Below are 18,524 nucleotides of genomic sequence, written 5' to 3'. Positions count from 1 at the left end.
CAGTAACACGAAGTGATACTACTGTTACGCTCAGAAGACACAACTGTCACCATTTGGTGGCACGGCTGTGCCAAGCCGTTGGCACAACAATGACACCGTAGTGGCACAACTGTGCCAAGCCCTTGGCACAAGGGTTCCCTTACGAGGAGACAGGGAGGGACATAGTAGCTTATACAAGAAAAGAGCCAGGCTTTCAGAATGAAGCCTGGCTCTAAAATTAACTAATCTGCTAATGACTAGACTTTACTGAGCGTTGTAGATATAAACTTCAGTTACATCAATATATGAACCAAAGCCTTCCAATAATTCAACCTTTACATAACGAGCTGTTATAGAAGAGAAGAATTGGAAATAATGATTACCCACACGAGGAACTTCCAACACTCCCTGTGGAGTCCAGTTTTCATTATCCAATGAAGTTGAAATACGTACTTTCTTAGAAGCATACGTATAATAATAATCCATACCCAAAGCATTAAAAGTCTGTGCTGATTTCATATCAATAACAAACCAGAATGGATTATAACTATATACATCTGATCCATAGCTTCCTCCATTACCATCAATCAAATAACTAGCTCTACCGGAGACACCAGAAGGAATCTCCGCACTCCAACCTGCTTTCGACAATTCAGTCCAGTTACTACCTATAACAGACAAATATTTAAAGTTTCTAAGTACTTTATCCACATTAAAGGTTAAGAAGTTCTCCTTACTATTAACCTTCACAACGGGGTCTTCACTTTCTGCTGATGCAGTAACAACAAGAGTGTGAGATTCTTCTCCAGCTGTTGTCAGCAAGAAATCATCAGTAATAGTCCAGGTAACCTCTGCTGATTCTAACTCTCCGGCAGCTATGGTAATTTCAGCAGGAGTTACAGTGATATTCTTCATGAACTGTTCATCCAATCCCGTAGTGGCAAGTTTCACTTTTACGTCTTTTCTTGCCGGCTTATCCAACTTCATCTTGAAAGTATAGGATATAGGATCAGGATTTACAATCGCTCCTTGAGAAAAAGCACGTTCAAATGCAACGTTATTACCGCTCTCACCAACCACAGAGCATGAAGCTGTATATGCCTCCTTCTCTATTACAACTTTAGATTCTATTGGTTCAGTTCCTATCTTATATCCTTCCACACTGGCTTTCACCCCTAATTCATAAGTAGTCGCATCATAATTGGATGCTGCAAAACTAAAATCTTCATCCTTCAAAGTCACAGTGACAGAAGCATCTGTTGAACCGGCAGGAAGAACTACTTTAGTGGCACTGATCTCTACATTTTCTTTTGGGATATTAGTATTTATAATATCAAAAGTCACTGTAGCATCTTCCGGTGATGCAGCAAAATGGAATGTATAAGTTCTAGTGACAGGGCCATCTAATTCCAATGTACCATCAGATTTGTAAACCGCAGTCAACGTCGCTTTAGACGCTCCTTCCGCATCGTCAATCGTTATAGCAGGCTGATTCACCGGATATTTAACCAAATCCACCACCTCATCATCCTGACATCCAGCAAAAGTAACGAATGATCCTATTGCCAGAGATAAAAAGAGTTTATAATGTGCTTTCATATTCTTGTTTTTTATTTGTTCCTATTTTATTTAAAGATCATCCGGATATTTATATGGCGTCGGATCATTCTTCTTGTAGAATATAGTCGGTGCTGCTACATTGGACCCGTACAATACTTCGCCACCACCTTGAAGACGGCTGAAAACACTACCATATTTAGCCGGACTTGGAGCAAATCCCATAAACCATCCATACCCTCCATCTATCATACTTTGAGCTTTAGAGGCAGATAAACTACCGCCACCACCTAAGTTGAATTCCATTGAAATACCGGAGCATTGTTTCTTTGTCATTTGTCCGATAGGATATGCAGCACTACCATAGTTGGCTACCACAATATCTATCCATTCTTTTGCATCTACCCCGTCGACAGTAGCTACACCATACATCTGTCCCCAATCAAATACAGTAACCAGTTTATCCGGCATTGCCTGTTTGGTTTCATAACACAGACGAGCTGCAGCAGCCGTACTTGGATTAGTAAGAGACGGATTGCTCAAATCAGGACTGTTTGAATACTCATCGTCATAATTTACTCCATCCAAGTTATATGCCTTACAATACTGAGCAACTTCGCGGGCAAAGTCTTTAGCACCTTGTTCGGAAAGCTGTGCCAAGCCTGTAATGTCATGGTTACCAAGCAGTCCTAACAATACTTTCACACCACGTCTACGCAGTGGCTGAAGAAGAGTTTCATTATTATCCAACAGATACTGTACATTCGGGTTACATTGTACACGAGGACGTCCTGCTTCAGCATCATAGTTGATATTAGCAGCAAACAGTACAACAACATCCCAAAGAAGTTTTCCATTCTCTAATTGGAAAGAAAGAGTATTCAGCGGATTTACGTCATTTACTTCAAAGAACAAATAACCTTGCATTACACCTTCTCCTTTATATGCATCACCGGCATTTCGCATATCTTTCACCAGATAAATACAATGTTTCGCATCTTCATCTTTAATAGTGATATCACTACTCTGATCACTGATAGCTACCGGAATAGCATATGTTTTATCTTCCTGCAGACCTTCTCCTGCCCGAATAGTCATCTCTACCTCCGCTGATTTAGTATTAGCGTTCACTGTAAGTATTCCTTCGTTAGCAAAGGTAACCAAGTCCTGCGGATACAATGCAAAATCTGTATTATGCGCCTTATTATACGTTTCCAAATAAGCAGCATCAATTTTCACTTTTGCCGATGTAGCTGTATTAGGTGTCTTGCTCAACCCCATTTTTACTGTAGTAGCATAAGTCTCACCGTGCAATTCGACAACCTTAGAAACTAAGTTCGACTTTCCATCACGCAGATATGCATTATTTTCATAAATGCCACTGTAGGCCGACTCATCAATATTCTTTCCGACCTCAAGATCATCAGCACAAGAGGTCAAGAATGCAGTACTGCTCACAATCATGGCAGCGAACAAACCCGAAGTTATATATTTCATATTCATAATGAATTCTTGAATAAAAGATTAAACCAACAATTAATTTATCTTAGGAATCTCTACTTTTACCCAAGTAGGATCGCCCGAACCTGTAATATCATTACCATGTCCAGTCTGGTCGGTAATAACATTTCCAGCACCTTCATTAAACTTCCAGTAAGCAACCAGTCCTTCACTGGCAGGATCTACTTCATAAGGATTAGTGGCAATTTGCTCTGCCGTTCTTTGCACTGACCACACGCGGACTTCTGAAATATCTCCCGGCAACCAACGAGTATCATCCCAAGCGCGACCAATATAACAACCACTGCTCAAAGATACATTACCTGAAGCTGCTTCGTCTTTATAAACAGGCACACCATCTTTATAATAGATTCGTTCTTTTGTTGTATTATCATAAACAATGGCAATGTGTACCCACTCATTAACCGGTAAACCCGGAACAACATTCGGACCTGGGAAATTACCACCGGGAGCTACTACCTGAACTTGATCACGTGGACGGTCAGCATCACCAATACGTACAAGGAATTTACCTTCAATACCGAAAACAGAACTCAGGGCATTATCACGTCCTGCTACCCAGTCTTCACTACGAACCAAAGCTTCAATAGTAACAGTAGAAAGACTATTCACACTGCTCTTCCAGTTAATTGGGAAATAGATTTCTTTGATATTTGCCACTACATTAATAAGGGCAGCACCCTTAAATATGAAATAAGCAGTACGGGCACTTTCGAGTACATCAATATTGGATGCATCTAGAATGGTGACGGGCAATACATATCGTTTTGACTTATCCAATTCGTTGGTATTCTTAAAGTCAATCACAATATTATCACTGGAAATATCCCCTGCCTTAATAGTAGCAGTTTTTGTTGGTATATTATAAAAATATGAATCCAGTGCAGTTGCGTTATCATTGTAAATCAAATTATATGCTGCTGTCATAGCGGGAGCCGCATCAAAGCTTATTTGAATATCTTGTTCTGCCGGCGATGCTATACGATAGCTAAGTTCACGGGTAGCCTCAGTTATACTGGGCTTAATCAGCAAATCATCACAAACAGGAGCCGAGCTAACATAGAGTTTATTGTCATAATGATGCTCTTCATTGATATCTTCATTCTTACAACCACTCACTGTGACTGTTGTAAGAGCCAAAAGCGCAAAACAATATTTATAGAGTTTCATTTCTATTCTTATTTATTAGGATTCATAATACGAATAACTTCACGCACATATCCATAAGTATTGTTATAATAATCATTATGGACATTCATAATAAAGATTCCTTTCCGGGTGTAATTAGGAGATGCTTCAACCATCCACTGGGCTGCTCCCGGAGCTGCTACTAGTTTATTGCCTTTTTCATCCACTGTACTCCAGTAACCCTTCACTTTATCCTTATCGTGAGCCTGCGGCAATTCGACACAAACGATAAAACGATCAGCAGGAACAGGATTCACTCCTCCTTCTGTACCGCCTACTGCATCTATACCCGCCTGAATAGCCAAATATGCTTTTAAAGCAAGATCATCAGCATTGGTAGAAGAAGCAGTTTTCAACATGATGTAGTCAAACTTGCTTAACATATCCATATTCTCCGGCACTAAATATTGTACATTTCCGTAGAATACCAGAGTCTTGTCATCATGATTGCCTTGCCAGTTCATCACCTCGCCAAAAAACTTCTGTTGACGGTCATTATATTCTTTCAGAGCTGCCTCCGGAAGGCTCACCAGCGAACGCCCTGTATAATCAGCAATAACACCATCAAAGTTATATTTGTCACAGAGTGCCAACATCTCATTGGTGCGTTCACCGATATACTGAAGAGCATCCTCTTCTGTCAACTCCGGTTCGGCTTTTACTTTCTCCTTCCAGGCATTTTCAATGCTGGAATAATCAATACTGTAAACCGTACGAGTTCCTTTCTCGCGTATTTTGACCATTTCTGCCTGTACTTCGGGACTTACTTCCGGATTATTCAGACAAATGAAATCAACGCTGTCAGGTACGACGGTCAGACGTTCAGCCTGCTTGCCGGGAGATCCCTTAGGGTTCTCGAAAGAAACAAAAGTGACCTTATGTTCTTCAGACTTATATCTGTTCAAATCCTTCAGATAGTCAGCATACAACTGAGGATTCTGCTCTTCAAATGTAGGAGTATTCAATTGGAGACTTTCCACATCTGTCCAATCACTACATGAAGTTATTGTCAGAGCTGATGCCAGAAACAGCAGAGCAGACAATCTATATTTCAGGTTATTTTTCATATATACTTTCCTTTAAGTTTAATATTATTTTTTAGAAGCCCACCATACATCTGTAGCCATGTTATCTGCACCGTGCAAGTAGTTGGCAATCGCATATTCTACATTTGCTTTATTGCTGACAAACTCATCCAACGGATAAGGCATACGACGCGCCCCTTTCTCTGAATCAACGACACCACCGCTCTTATTTTCTTTCACCGGGATCAGTTTCGGATATCCGGTACGGCGGAAGTCTGCCCAAGCTTCATTACCCAATTGCCAGTTGGCAATCCACTTCTGCACGATAATGCGTTCTTGCTTCTCTTCTTTGTCAGCACTATCATTCCATTTAATAGTGATATTGGACAAAGCATTCTGATAAGTGTTCGTACCTGCCGGGTCTGTATATGCAGTCGGTTTGTTTACATCATCTTTCAGATAGTCTTCCACACCGTCTGCACCCCATTGCTCAAATGACAGACGGATACCTTGATTATAGAATGATTCTGCTGTACCACCCATGCTGAAGTTAAAAACAGCTTGCCCTTCAGCACGTAAGAAAGCTACTTCGGCTGCATTCATCCAATAAAGCGGAGATGTAGGAGCAATGTTCACCCCAGAGTATTTATGTCCGGTTGTCTTCAGTTCGGGAATGACAATACCACGACGCATTCCTACATAGTCCTGTCCTGCCCATTCGGATTTTGTGAAGAACTTTTCACGTCTGTTATCCTTGTAACCATTCATATAGCAGATGATATCGGCAGCAGCATGCGTATCACCACCAGTCAAACAGGGTACGCCGCCATGATCGGAAGTCTGTACCTGATTGTAGCGGGTAGCTACATAAATAGGATTTTGTGAAGTCTCAAAGTAGTTCCATGTTGCATTGTCCGCATTCGATTCGATGACACCTCCGTTTGCAGGATTCACAGCTTCTTCAGCCATCTGTTGAGCTTTCACCGGATTAGCATAAGCTATACGGATAGCAAGACGCAACTTCAGTGAGTTGGCAAATCTGATCCACTTCTTTACATCACCTTTATATATATAGTCGGCTGTAGGAACGAGCTGTTCGTTAGAATTCTCATTGAGTGTGGCAATAGCTGCATTCAACTCATCGAAGAATGTATTATATGTCACTTCCTGAGAATCATAAGGAGTAGCAATTTCACCATTCGCACCTATCTGAGAATAAGGTATCGGACCGAAAGCATCAGTTACACGATGCATAGCTGCCACCTTTATCACTTGTGCAATGGCATAAGGAACCGGATCATTCGTATTTTGTGATACAAGTTTCACTTGGGTCAGATTAGAATATAATGTCGGAATAATCTTATCACTTTTCAGAAACACACGGCTCCAGTCGTCTTTCGGATTGAAGTTTGAAATGGTTTCTGTAAAACCGGCATTAGAATCGGCAAAATATCCGCCTAAAGGTCCGCCCAACAAGCAGTCTGTGAACTGAGCTGTATTTACATCCGGTGATACCACGCAACCGGCCAGGTTATTCATGGCAGATCCCAAAGCATATCCATCCGCTGACAAATCAGGAGCTTCATATGGGTTGGAATTGATATTCTCATAGTTACCGATACACGAGGACAGGGCAACGGTAAGAGATCCAAATACTAATTTATTTATTATATTTTTCATACCTATCTTGATTTATTTAGAATTTAAAGCTCAGATTAAAGCCAATATTACGCAATGAAGGCATCATAAAGTAGTCAATTCCCTGATAGAAGTTATCAGTAGATGCCACGCTTTCAGGATCGAAAGGAGCCTTGTTGTAGATCATCCAAAGATTACGTCCGATCAATGAAACTTTGATATCACACACATTGCCCAGCCATTTTCTCGGAATAGTATAACCGATAGAAGCTTCCTGCAAACGAATATTAGTAGCGGAATAAATGTAATACTGAGGAACAGCCGTACCACCAGCTACTACTGAATACCAGCCTTCCGGATTTACACGGTCGTTTCCATTTACCGATACATAACCTTTGTCACGTGCAGCAGCAGATGCTTCAGAAACTCCGAAGTTATCAAGAACAGCTTGTGTACGTGAGAATACAACTCCACCCAGACGAGCTGATACAAGGAATGCCACATTAATGTTTTTCCAACTGAAATTGTTACGCCATGCCAAGTTTCCTTTCGGCAATACACTACCTAATTTGATGTAATTATTAGCTTCCAGACTCTCTGTTACAACACTGTTGTTCTCATCGATATAAACAGCTCCATTGGCATCTCTCTTCAAATCCATCAAGGAGTAAATGTCACCCATGCTTCCACCTTCTTTCAGGATGAAACGGGTACTACCCAGACCACCCATATTCAGAGAAGAAATAGAGAATTTCTCGCGAGTGATAGGATTGATGGCATTATCAGCTAAGGTAAGAATCTTATTCTTGTTCATTGAATAAGTAACTCCTGTATTCCAAGTAAAATCTTTCCATGTATTATTGTAATTCAACGCTAACTCAAGACCTTGATTGCGAACTGCACCTGTCTGAATGTAGATACGAGCATATTCACCTACCGGCAACTCAGGATTGAATGTCTGATTCATTGTCTTGGCGTTATAATAAGTCACATCCAGTTCGAAGTTCTTAAGAAAACGCATATTCATACCTACTTCAAAAGAATTGGTACGTTCCGGTTTCAAGTCATATACCGGGAAGTCAGTCAGGTTACTCCACTGACCGATACTGGTATTCCATGCGAACAAAGGATTAGCTATATATCTTTCGAATGCTGTACCTACAGAAGCAAAAGAACCGCGTATCTTCCAGTAAGACAGATAGTCCTTATTCAATTTAGGCATCAATTCAGATAACACTACAGACATACCTACCGAAGGGTAGAAGAATGATTTATTGACAGAGTTACGGCCTGCCAACTGTGAAGGCCAGTCATTACGACCTGTCAATGTCAGATAATAAGTACTTTGGTAGCCAACTTCGGCAGATGCATAGATAGACTGAGTCTGTTCACGCCATCCTGACTGCATTTTGCTTGTCTTGGTCGTACTCAGGTTTTGAATATAGAAACCGTTTGTCAATCCGGCTTTTTCACCAGCAAACGTTTTTGAATCATCAGCAATAGGTCCGCGTACAGCCATTTCATCATATCGCATATCAGTAAACGATCCACCCATATTAGCTTGTAAAGACCATTTTTCACCGAATGTTTTGTTCACACTTACCAGGAAGTCTGCATACAACTGCTTTTCGTAGCTTCTGGAAATGCCATAAAGACCACGATCAGACAACTCTGTCAGCTGAGTATTTGTACTGGCATAAGCCTTTTCCGTATAATCATTGTTAGAATTATCCAGGCGGACACGTCCGGAAACATTTAACCAGTCAAGAATCTGATAATTCAGACTTGCACCTAACATATAGCGGTCTTTCTTATTTTCACGCAAGTTACGGTAGTTCACCCAATAAGGATTCTGCATAGTCATATTACCATCACCTGTCGGCCAGTACTGAGTATAGATCTTACGTGCAACGTCATAGCGTTCGTACATTTTAATATCTTCCCAGTCATTACCACGAGGGAACAGATAAGCTCCTACCAACGGATTGTTGTAAGTACCCTGATTCACCATATTGCGGTCTTTCTGCAAAATGTAGCTGGCATTTACATCCAATGTCATCTTATCATCAAGAAATGAAGTAGTATTGCGTACGTTGAAATTATAACGGTCATATTTGTTGTTAGGAACGATACCTTTTGAATTAACCGCTGCAGCGGAAGCATAAGTCTGGTTCTTTTCCGAACCGGTAGAGAATGATACGCTTTCTGTACCTATAACACCAGTCTGAAAATAATCATCACGAGGATTATATCCAAAATATCTGGCTTCTGTCAGTTTAGGGCCCCAGCTACGACTGGAGTTATCATCTTTCACGCCACCAATACCTGTACCATAACGTGTCTGGAAACGAGGCATTACCAAAGGAGCATTAAACTCAACATTACTATTCACTGTGATATTCACACGACCTTCTTTTCCTTTTTTAGTAGTAATGATAATCGCACCATTGGCAGCATCAGAACCGTAAAGTGCAGCTGCTGCCGCACCAGTCAACACAGACATTGATTCAATATCTTCCGGGTTAATGTCGGCAATCGGCTCAGTATTTCCTTTAGAAGAAAACTCTGTCCCATTCACTTTATTTGCATTGGAGTACATCGGAACCCCATCTACTACATACAATGCATTGGAAGACTGCATGATAGATTTTGTACCACGCATCACTACTTTAGATACACCGCCCACTCCGGATGAAGAAGCATTGATATTAACACCTGCCACTTTACCACTCAATGAGTTAATAAAGTTAGGATCTTTATTGGTAGTCACTGCATCAGCATTTACCTGCTGTACATTGTAAGACAGCGCTTTTTCTGAGCGTTTGATTCCCAATGCCGTAACTACGACTTCATCCAAGACTTGAGCATCTTCCTTTAAAGTGATATTAATAGCAGTCTTTCCTGCTACAGCCCTCTCCAAAGTTTGATATCCAACATACGAAAATTGCAAAACTGCATTTGAACCTGTAACGACTAATGTATAATTACCATCAAAATCAGTAATAGTACCATTAGTTGTTCCTTTTTCCAATACAGAAACGCCAATCAAAGGTTCGTTATTAGCATCTACCACCTTACCTGTTACTTTCTGTTGTTGTTGAGTCGACTTTGTCGAAGAAGATGCATTTGCTTTCGACAAATAAACAACATTGTCATCAATTTTATAAACGACATTTTTCCCTTTCAAAGCCTTATCCAGTACTTCTACCAAAGAAACATCTTTAACATTCAATGACTCTATTCGCATTGAAGCCAAATTGTCATCATAAAAAAATTGATACTTGGATTGAGACTGGATTTGCTTAATCACAGTTCCTAAAGAAGAATTGGAGATCCTAATTGTTAACTGTGCTATTGCAGATTGTGCCGGAAGGGCGAATAGCATCAAGATCAACAATGCCCGAAAAATCTTCGAGCCTCTACACGAGTCATTGATTCTCATACACTTGAATTTAAGATTAAACATTAGTTTTTATATAAATATTAGAATCGATATTCCATTTATTATTTTCGATTCACATTTATATAACAACCCATACCTTGAAAAACACTTAGAGGTTTTTGAAAAAAAATAAATATAATCTCATATTTATTTTTTCACAACGAGTATCTCCCCATTCATCTAGACTGGGAATCAATTATTTACGAAGAAAAAAAAAAGAAATCTTTTATAAAATTTGTTCTTTGGGATAATTCACCAGATACAATGTCTTCGTGGCGCGAGTAAATGCCGTATACAACCAGCGAAAATAATCCGGAGTCAAATATTCATCCGTCATATATCCCTGATCAAGAAAAACATTCTGCCATTGCCCACCTTGTGCTTTATGACAAGTTACCGCATAAGCATATTTCACCTGCAACGCATTGTAGTGTGGATCTGCTTTCATCTTTTTCATCCGGTCCCGCTTGTTAGATATATCTGCGTAATCTTCAAGTATGGTATAAAATAATCTGTCATTATCTACTTTTGGCAATGCGGGAGAATCAGAGTGAAGAGTATCCAGCAGCAAATTGGCATCCAGTTCAAAATCATTCTGGTCAGGAAACCTGAGAGTCACTTCCGCAAAGCGAAAACCATACATCGCACGCGTCTTACGGACACGACGCACGACTGCTATTTCTCCATTGGCAATGAAGTCCATTTCCTTATATTGCTCTGTCCAATAATAATTATTTTTGGCTATCATCAACATATCTCCCGTATTCAGTTCATCTTCCCGCCAAAGGATCTGTGCACGTATTCCGTTATTATATAGGTTCGCGCGTTTATTAGAACGACAGATCACAATCGTCTCATCCATGCCGTCATGATCATAACAACTAGTGATGGCATCAATCAATTCCGTACCCGGCACCATCTTTATATCTGGAAAACCTGTTATCTTTATTTTAGGTAAAGAGTAGCAATTATCTTCCGCTATCAGCTGACGCAATTGAGTCGCATTCCACAAAATGCCCGATTCCTGTATCTGACGAACCACTTGCGTCAAGTCAACTTCCCGCACTTCCAATCCATATCCCTTTAATGCATCTGCAAAAAGTGCCGGACTCAACTCCTCACCTACCGGAGGAAGCTGCGCAGTATCTCCCATCAACAAAAGACGGCACCCCTGACCGGAATAAACAAACTGTATCAGGTCGTCCAATAATCTTCCCGTCCCAAACATACTGCCCGACAATCCTTCATTGGAAATCATTGAAGCTTCGTCGACTATAAACAAAGTATTCGTAGCAAGATTGTCATTTATTGAAAAATTACTGGTTTCATTAGAAAACGACTGCTGCCGGTATATTTTCTTATGAATTGTAAAAGCCGGGTGACCGGCATAGGATGAAAAAACTTTTGCAGCACGACCAGTAGGAGCCAGTAACACAGCCTTTTGCTGTAACTGATCCATCGTCTTTACCAATGCCCCTACCAAAGATGTTTTACCAGTACCGGCATAGCCTCTGAGGATAAATACTTCATCCGCCAGTGTGGAAAGCAGAAACTCTGAAAGAGATTTTACAGCTATTTCCTGCTCAAAAGTTGGTTGATAAGGAAAATTTTCCTTAATTTGCCTTTCTAAATAGTTATTTATCATTTTTGTACGAGAAAAAAGTTCCCGGAACTATCGTATTTAAATTTATTTATTCTATTTTTGCGATGCGAATATAACAACTAAAAACATAATTTATCATGAAAACAGTATTTAATATTGTATTAGTACTCTGTGCTGCTGCATTAATCTACATTTGCTATAGCAGTATTATGGGTCCTATCAATTTTGAAAAAGCGAAAAAGGAAAGAGAGCAGGCTGTCATTGCCCGTTTGATCGACATCCGTAAAGCACAACAGGAATACCGTTCGCTTCATCACGGAATGTACACAGAACATTTTGACACACTGATTGATTTCGTTAAAAATCAAAAATTACCTTTCGTTATGAAAGTAGGTCAGCTGACAGACGACCAATTGGAAAGCGGCTTGACTGAGAAGAAAGCAATGGCAATCATCAACAAAGCTAAAAAAACAGGCAAGTATGATGAAGTTAAGAAAAACGGACTTGAAAACTTTAAGCGTGACACCATGTGGGTAGCTGTAATGGACACCATCTATCCAAAAGGTTTCAATGCAGATTCAATGAAGTACATTCCTTATGGCAACGGTGCTATCTTTGAAATGAATGTTAAAAACGACACAGCTAAATCAGGTGCTCCTGTATACTTGTTTGAAGTGAAAGCTCCATATGAAACTTACTTGGGCGGACTTGACAGACAAGAAATTATCAATTTGAAAGACCTTAATGAAAAACTGGGCAGATACTCAGGTTTGATGGTAGGTTCTATTGACAATCCTAACAATGGTGCTGGTAACTGGGAATAATGATTGATTTTACAAAATCAAAACAATATACTTTATCCATCCGTCTTAGTACGGATGGATTTTCTTTTTCTATCTACAATCCGATTAACGACAATTCGCAGTCGCTGTTCGAAAAAGAGGTAGACACCTCTCTGTCTCTGACAGCCAATCTTAAAAACGTTTTCCACGAATCGGACTTTTTAAGCTACTCCTACAAACGGGTGAACATCATGATAGCCAGCAAACGCTTTACCATGATACCATTGGAACTGTTTGAGGAAGAACAGGCAGAGCTTTTATTCTATCACAATCATCAGAAACGGGAGAATGAAATAGTGATGTACAATATTCTGAAAAAGAATAATGTAGTCGTAATCTTCGGCATAGACAAAAGCACCTATACATTCTTAAATGAACAATATCCCGAAGCCCGCTTCTACTCTCAGTCTACCCCGCTCATCGAGTATTTTTCTATCAAAAGCAGACTGGGGAATAGTAAGAAAATGTATGCTTCAGTACGCAAAGATGCCATTGACATTTACTGTTTCGAACGGGGGCAGCTACTTTTGGCCAACTCTTTCGAGTGCATGCAAACCGAAGATCGTATCTACTATCTATTATATGTCTGGAAGCAACTGGAATTTAATCAGGAACGGGATGAACTACATCTGACAGGCACTCTGTCGGACAAAGAGACATTGATGAACGAACTGAAAAAATTCATTCTGCAGGTATTCATTATGAATCCTGCCAACAATATTGACATGCAAGCCTTATTAACATGCGAGTAATCAGCGGTATTTATAAACGAAGAAGATTTGATGTACCACGTACATTCAAAGCACGCCCTACAACAGATTTCGCCAAGGAGAATCTGTTCAATGTACTTAATAATTATATTGATTTCGAAGAAAGAGTAACTGCACTTGACTTGTTTGCAGGCACGGGCAGTATCAGTATCGAACTGGTATCCCGAGGCTGCGACCGTGTGATCAGTGTGGAAAAAGATCCGGCTCATCACTCGTTTATCTGCAAAATAATGAAAGAAGTACAAACTGACAAATGTCTGCCTATCCGTGGCGATGTATTTAAGTTTATCAACAGCGGACGAGAGCAGTTTGATTTTATCTTTGCCGACCCTCCTTACGCTTTAAAGGAGCTGGAATCGATACCGGAACTAATATTCAAAAATAATCTGCTCAAAGAAGGAGGTTTGTTTGTATTGGAGCATGGTAAGCAAAATAACTTTGAAGATCATCCGCATTTCATAGAAAGAAGAGTCTATGGAAGTGTGAATTTCTCGCTTTTCAGATAAGATAAAAGTATATCAGATAAAGGAAGCATCCTTTTTAAAGCAGCGGAGCCAACAAACGAACGACAGACTCTGCTGCCCTCCTCCTCCACGAACGTTTCACCCAGTTTTTCAGAAAGATCTGTGTACTTTCCCGCTGATCCTGAAGGAATATCTCCTTCATTTCAAGAGCCGTTTCCACATCATACATAAAGGCATTTACTTCAAAATTATGCTCAAAACTACGGAAGTCAACATTGGTAGACCCTACTGTAGAGAGCATATCATCAGAAACCATCAGTTTGGAGTGCAGAAACCCTTTCTTATAAAAATAGACTTTGACACCTGCCTGCATCACATCTGCCAGGTAAGAATGCGATCCCAAATGAGTGATTCGGTTGTCGGCACGTTCCGGCAACATCAAACGCACATCTACTCCTGCCAGTGCAGCTGTCTGCATAGCGGCAAGTACTTGCTCTGTCGGCAGGAAATAAGGGGTTTGCATATAGAAATACTTCTTCGCTCCATTGATCGCCATAGTCAGTCCCTGCATGATTTCTTTCCAGGGGCCAATGGGTTCACTGGTAACCACCTGCACTAATGAACTTCCACAAGATTCTATCTTTGGGAAATAACGTGAAGCTGTAATCAATGTACGGTCAACGAAATACCAGTCGAGCAAAAAGGCCGTTTGCAGACCATGCACAGCCTTTCCTTCTATCAGAATATGGGTGTCACGCCAAATTCCCCATGAGAAACCACGCATATAACGTTCTGCCAGGTTCATACCTCCCACAAAGCCGATACGTCCGTCTATCACGACTATTTTTCTGTGGTTACGATAATTGACCCTGCTTGTAAACAAAGGGAAGCGTACTTTCAAGAAACTCCTGACTTCAATACCTGCATTACGCATTTCCTCGAAAAAGCGGTTAGGTACATGCCAGCACCCCACATCATCATAAATTACTCTTACTTCAACCCCCTGAGATGCTTTTTCGATTAGTACATCCCTTACCAAACGTCCTATAGCATCATCTTCAAAGATATAGTATTCTATATGAATGTGTTGTTTCGCCTTTTGGAGCTCACGAAGCAATGATTGCAATTTGGTATAGCCTTCCGTATAGACAGCAATACGGTTTCCCTCAAATGGAAAAGCTTGATTGGTATGCTGGAAAAGTTGGATAAGGCGGGCATATTCTTCAGGTACATCCGAACAGTCTTGCGCCATGTATTCCGCCATAGGTTTCTTCAAAAGGCGGTCATAACTTTTTTGACCGATGATACGTTCCCGACGCTGACTCCGACCAAAGAAGAAATAAAAAACAAGACCGACAATTGGGAGGAAAAGTAATATGAGTATCCATGCCATAGTCTTCACCGGATTCCGGTTATCAAGAATGATAACGACAATCGTACTGATAATGGCTCCAAAATAAACGATATCAAAAGCAACCGTAGCTATCTGGCTAACTAGTATGTTCCAGTCAATCATAGGATACTCCTTTTTTATATGGATACTGAACAACAAATATAAAGCAAATTATCGGATAAACAAAAAAGTCCCGATAGCAAGTCATGTTAGTCATGTTCATTGCCATCGGGACTTTCCCGTTTTTATTCAGAGCTAGTCACAATTTAGAAACGCATAGGTCTGCCACCGCCGCCAAAGCCATGTCCTCCTCTAGGTCCACCACCCGGTCCACGTCGATTTGGTGACTTTCCACCCAACGTATTAAAGCGATATACAAAATGTACCATGAAATAACTTCCTAAAGTATTATATTCAGTATCACTCATCATTGTTTCGCTAATCGAACGCGACAAACTACTTTGTTGTTTTAAGATATCATATATTTTAAAACGAATTGTACCCGAATTATTCTTTAAGAAATTCTTCGAAATTTGTGCATTCCACATTACTTCGTTATTATTTAGCCCACCTGTATATCCATCTTTAAATCGACAATTAACATCTGTGGAAATCGAGACTTGCCAAGGAAGGTTTACATTGGTATTACCTCCAATATAGTAGTCGAATGTTTCTCGATTACTATTTTCTTGTTTACTGTTTCTGACCAAATTATAATTAACTGAACCACTTAAGGATATATCAAAAACTTCACTACGATAACTACTGGTAAACCGTTCTCCTAATCCTAAATTATGCGTTGTACTTAGTTCCTGATCTGCATTTTTAGAACTTCCGACACTCGTATAACTTACAGCATCACTAAATCGTGCATTTGTATTAGATGAAATTGTAAATTTCTTGTTCTTCAACGGTGTATTGAATGAGAAAAATCCTCTTGCTTGCCAGTTACCATTTACATTTTCTTTCTTATAAACCCGAGCACCCGTCTGAGGATCATATGTCATTCTATTTGCTACAGAATTCAATGTACTTGTATAATACAAATTAGCAGAATAGCTACGCATAGATTCCGGTACAAACTTTCTATAATCGAGAGTAAAATTATTATTAAATGATGGTTTCAAATTCGGATTACCATATCTTAGGTTCATCGGGTCGGTTATATCAATCACCTCCTGCAGGTCCTCAATGTTAGGTGTACTGCTTCTTCCACGATAACGGAACATTAATACATGTTGTTTATTAAACATATAACGGAACATTACTGAAGGAGCCCAATTCAAAACATTCTGTTCTGGAAGATTCTTCTTATAATTCGGACCAATTGTCGTTTTACTTAAGGATGACTGAGGAGTCACCCCCACTCCTACACTATACATCATCTTAGGGTGAATACCACGTACAGAAACATCAGCAGTATGAGTATCATAGAAATTCTCCACACGTGTACTTAGTTCATTATCATACCCACGCTCTATATATTCAGGATACGGATAGTAGTTAATACTATCATACACTAATGATTGTGATAACTGTTTGCGATGAGCAAATTCATAACGCAACTGCAAAAAGTGATTTTTAAATACAGGTTCTGTATAAGAAGCTGATACACTCCAGTTACGACTATCACTATTTCTGTCTGTATAGCGCGAAATATCAGAAATACTATCCTTTTCGAAGAATTCAGTCTTTGAATCAGAATAAGAATCGGACTCGCTGTCACTATATCCGAAACGTGCACCCAAAGACAAGTTTCGTCCTTTATTGTTCAATCTTCGAAAAGCCATCAAGCTACCATTAAAAGATGCATTATGACTTTTAGAAGAAGAAGCTGCCTCTTTTTCATTAACAGGACTATGCGAGTTATTTTCCGTCTTTGACCAAGAACGACTGCTAGATTCTGTTTGTGAATAACTACCGTTAGGACGGAAAATAATCGTAGTCAATGTGTCAGGTCTCCACTCCAAACGGAAATCAACGCGAAAATCATGACGATTACGATTTGAAAAGTTCTCACTTTGAGCAAAAGAAGATGTTTCCCCCAAAAATGTTTCTGAAGAGGTTTTGCGACGAGCGTCATTATCAGAATGTCCATATTGTACATTCCCCCCGATCTGCAACTTTTTAGTATCCTTAGCGAAGTTGACTCCCAACGATTGTGCAGTTGTAATACCTGAACCAGCATTACCTCCACCTAGTCCTTGTCCGGCATCACCAAATTCAGAAAATCCTTTATTATTAGTATTATTTGCAGAACCTATAATTGAAAGACTGGCATCATCTTTAAAGCGGCTGATCATTACTCCCCCTTCATACCGATCCTGGCTACCATACCCTGCAATAAGATTTCCAATCCATCCTTTTTTCATACCTTTCTTAACGGTCAAATCCAAGACGGGCTCTTCATCTCCATCATCAATTCCTGTGATACGTGCCATATCACTTTTTTTATCATAAGCCTTTACTTTCTCAATCATATTAGCAGGTAAGTTCTTCATAGAGACTTTCGGGTCATCAGAAAAAAATTCCTTTCCATCAACCATTATCTTTTTTATTTCCTTACCATTTATAGTAATTTTACCTTCATCACTCACTTCAGCTCCTGGAATTTTTTTCACAAGATCTTCTAACATTGAACCTTCCGGTACAGGGTAAGCCGCTGCAGAATACTCTGTAGTATCAGCTTTTACAGTAACAGGAGGAGCTTCCGCCGTAATCACAGCCTCGCTCAGCATCACTGCATCAGGGTCCAGAGAGATTGTCCCCATTTTCTTTTCAGTCACATTATTGGATAATTGTACAGGAACGAATTTCGTACGGAAACCGATGTAAGAAACCTTCAACAAATATTTCCCCGCTTTCACTTTAGGGAGCGTAAACCACCCCTTATTACTACTTGCTATACCGGCTGCATAAGCGCTATCCGGCAACGATAACAATTGAATAGTTGCCTGTGCAGCTGGCTCTTTAGAGTCAGATTCGACAACACGCCCCGAAACGGTAATCACCTTATTCTGTGCAAAAATAGAGAAGGTGCATAACAGTGTAAGCACCCACCAAACTGATAATCTTTTCATTTACCTTAATTACGATTAGTAG

12 protein-coding genes are annotated in these 18,524 nt (G+C 40.0%); 3 read left to right on the top strand and 9 right to left on the bottom strand.

Annotation, left to right across the window (positions count from 1 at the left end; translation table 11 throughout):
• Positions 1–243: 243 nt before the first annotated feature.
• The 7 genes from KTR07_RS07335 to KTR07_RS07305 all read right to left on the bottom strand — a co-directional run bounded on the left by KTR07_RS07335 (position 244) and on the right by KTR07_RS07305 (position 11,995).
• On the bottom strand, positions 244–1,578 hold the full coding sequence (locus KTR07_RS07335) for a DUF4989 domain-containing protein (protein ID WP_048695013.1): 1,335 nt from the start codon (positions 1,576–1,578) through the stop codon (positions 244–246).
• 30 nt (positions 1,579–1,608) lie between these two features.
• Positions 1,609–3,039, bottom strand: a complete 1,431-nt coding sequence (locus KTR07_RS07330; RefSeq protein WP_008760902.1) for a BT_3987 domain-containing protein — start codon at positions 3,037–3,039, stop codon at positions 1,609–1,611.
• Positions 3,040–3,072: 33 nt separating this feature from the next.
• Positions 3,073–4,227: a DUF1735 and LamG domain-containing protein gene (locus KTR07_RS07325; RefSeq protein WP_008764225.1), complete on the bottom strand. Its 1,155-nt coding sequence runs from the start codon at positions 4,225–4,227 to the stop codon at positions 3,073–3,075.
• Between the two features lie 8 nt (positions 4,228–4,235).
• Entirely contained in the window at positions 4,236–5,312 is a 1,077-nt protein-coding gene (locus tag KTR07_RS07320) for a glycoside hydrolase family 18 (RefSeq protein WP_117981300.1), read from the bottom strand.
• 24 nt (positions 5,313–5,336) lie between these two features.
• Positions 5,337–6,950, bottom strand: a complete 1,614-nt coding sequence (locus tag KTR07_RS07315) for a RagB/SusD family nutrient uptake outer membrane protein (protein ID WP_008760899.1) — start codon at positions 6,948–6,950, stop codon at positions 5,337–5,339.
• 16 nt (positions 6,951–6,966) lie between these two features.
• Positions 6,967–10,350 (bottom strand): SusC/RagA family TonB-linked outer membrane protein, encoded by a 3,384-nt coding sequence (locus tag KTR07_RS07310; RefSeq protein WP_032814420.1) that lies wholly within the window; start codon positions 10,348–10,350, stop codon positions 6,967–6,969.
• A gap of 226 nt (positions 10,351–10,576) precedes the next feature.
• Positions 10,577–11,995 (bottom strand): ATP-dependent RecD-like DNA helicase, encoded by a 1,419-nt coding sequence (locus KTR07_RS07305; RefSeq protein WP_113748832.1) that lies wholly within the window; start codon positions 11,993–11,995, stop codon positions 10,577–10,579.
• A 95-nt stretch (positions 11,996–12,090) separates the two neighbouring features.
• On the opposite strand from KTR07_RS07305, the gene KTR07_RS07300 reads away from it, so the two are divergent.
• The 3 genes from KTR07_RS07300 to KTR07_RS07290 are packed head-to-tail and all read left to right on the top strand — an operon-like array spanning position 12,091 to position 14,071.
• Positions 12,091–12,777 carry a hypothetical protein gene (locus KTR07_RS07300; protein WP_008760896.1) on the top strand — a complete coding sequence of 229 codons (687 nt, stop codon included), beginning with the start codon at positions 12,091–12,093 and terminating at the stop codon, positions 12,775–12,777.
• The gene (locus tag KTR07_RS07295; RefSeq protein WP_008760895.1) at positions 12,777–13,547 is read left to right on the top strand and encodes a DUF3822 family protein; all 771 of its coding nucleotides are present in this window, start codon (positions 12,777–12,779) and stop codon (positions 13,545–13,547) included. The genes KTR07_RS07300 and KTR07_RS07295 overlap by 1 nt, the downstream gene beginning before the upstream one ends.
• Positions 13,538–14,071 (top strand): RsmD family RNA methyltransferase, encoded by a 534-nt coding sequence (locus tag KTR07_RS07290; RefSeq protein WP_117981299.1) that lies wholly within the window; start codon positions 13,538–13,540, stop codon positions 14,069–14,071. Before KTR07_RS07295 ends, KTR07_RS07290 begins: the two co-directional genes overlap by 10 nt.
• A 34-nt stretch (positions 14,072–14,105) precedes the next feature.
• Here KTR07_RS07290 and cls read toward each other — a convergent pair whose 3' ends face one another.
• Together cls and KTR07_RS07280 are read right to left on the bottom strand one after the other, a co-directional pair.
• The gene (gene cls / locus KTR07_RS07285; RefSeq protein WP_008764220.1) at positions 14,106–15,545 is read right to left on the bottom strand and encodes a cardiolipin synthase; all 1,440 of its coding nucleotides are present in this window, start codon (positions 15,543–15,545) and stop codon (positions 14,106–14,108) included.
• A gap of 143 nt (positions 15,546–15,688) precedes the next feature.
• Entirely contained in the window at positions 15,689–18,502 is a 2,814-nt protein-coding gene (locus KTR07_RS07280; protein ID WP_117981298.1) for a TonB-dependent receptor, read from the bottom strand.
• Between the last annotated feature and the right edge of the window lie 22 nt (positions 18,503–18,524).

This window comes from Bacteroides sp. MSK.20.82, assembly GCF_019052485.1.
Taxonomy (GTDB): Bacteria; Bacteroidota; Bacteroidia; order Bacteroidales; family Bacteroidaceae; genus Bacteroides; species Bacteroides thetaiotaomicron.
Note: the sequence above shows the minus strand (reverse complement) of the source record. Positions and strands in the feature narration are given on the sequence as shown.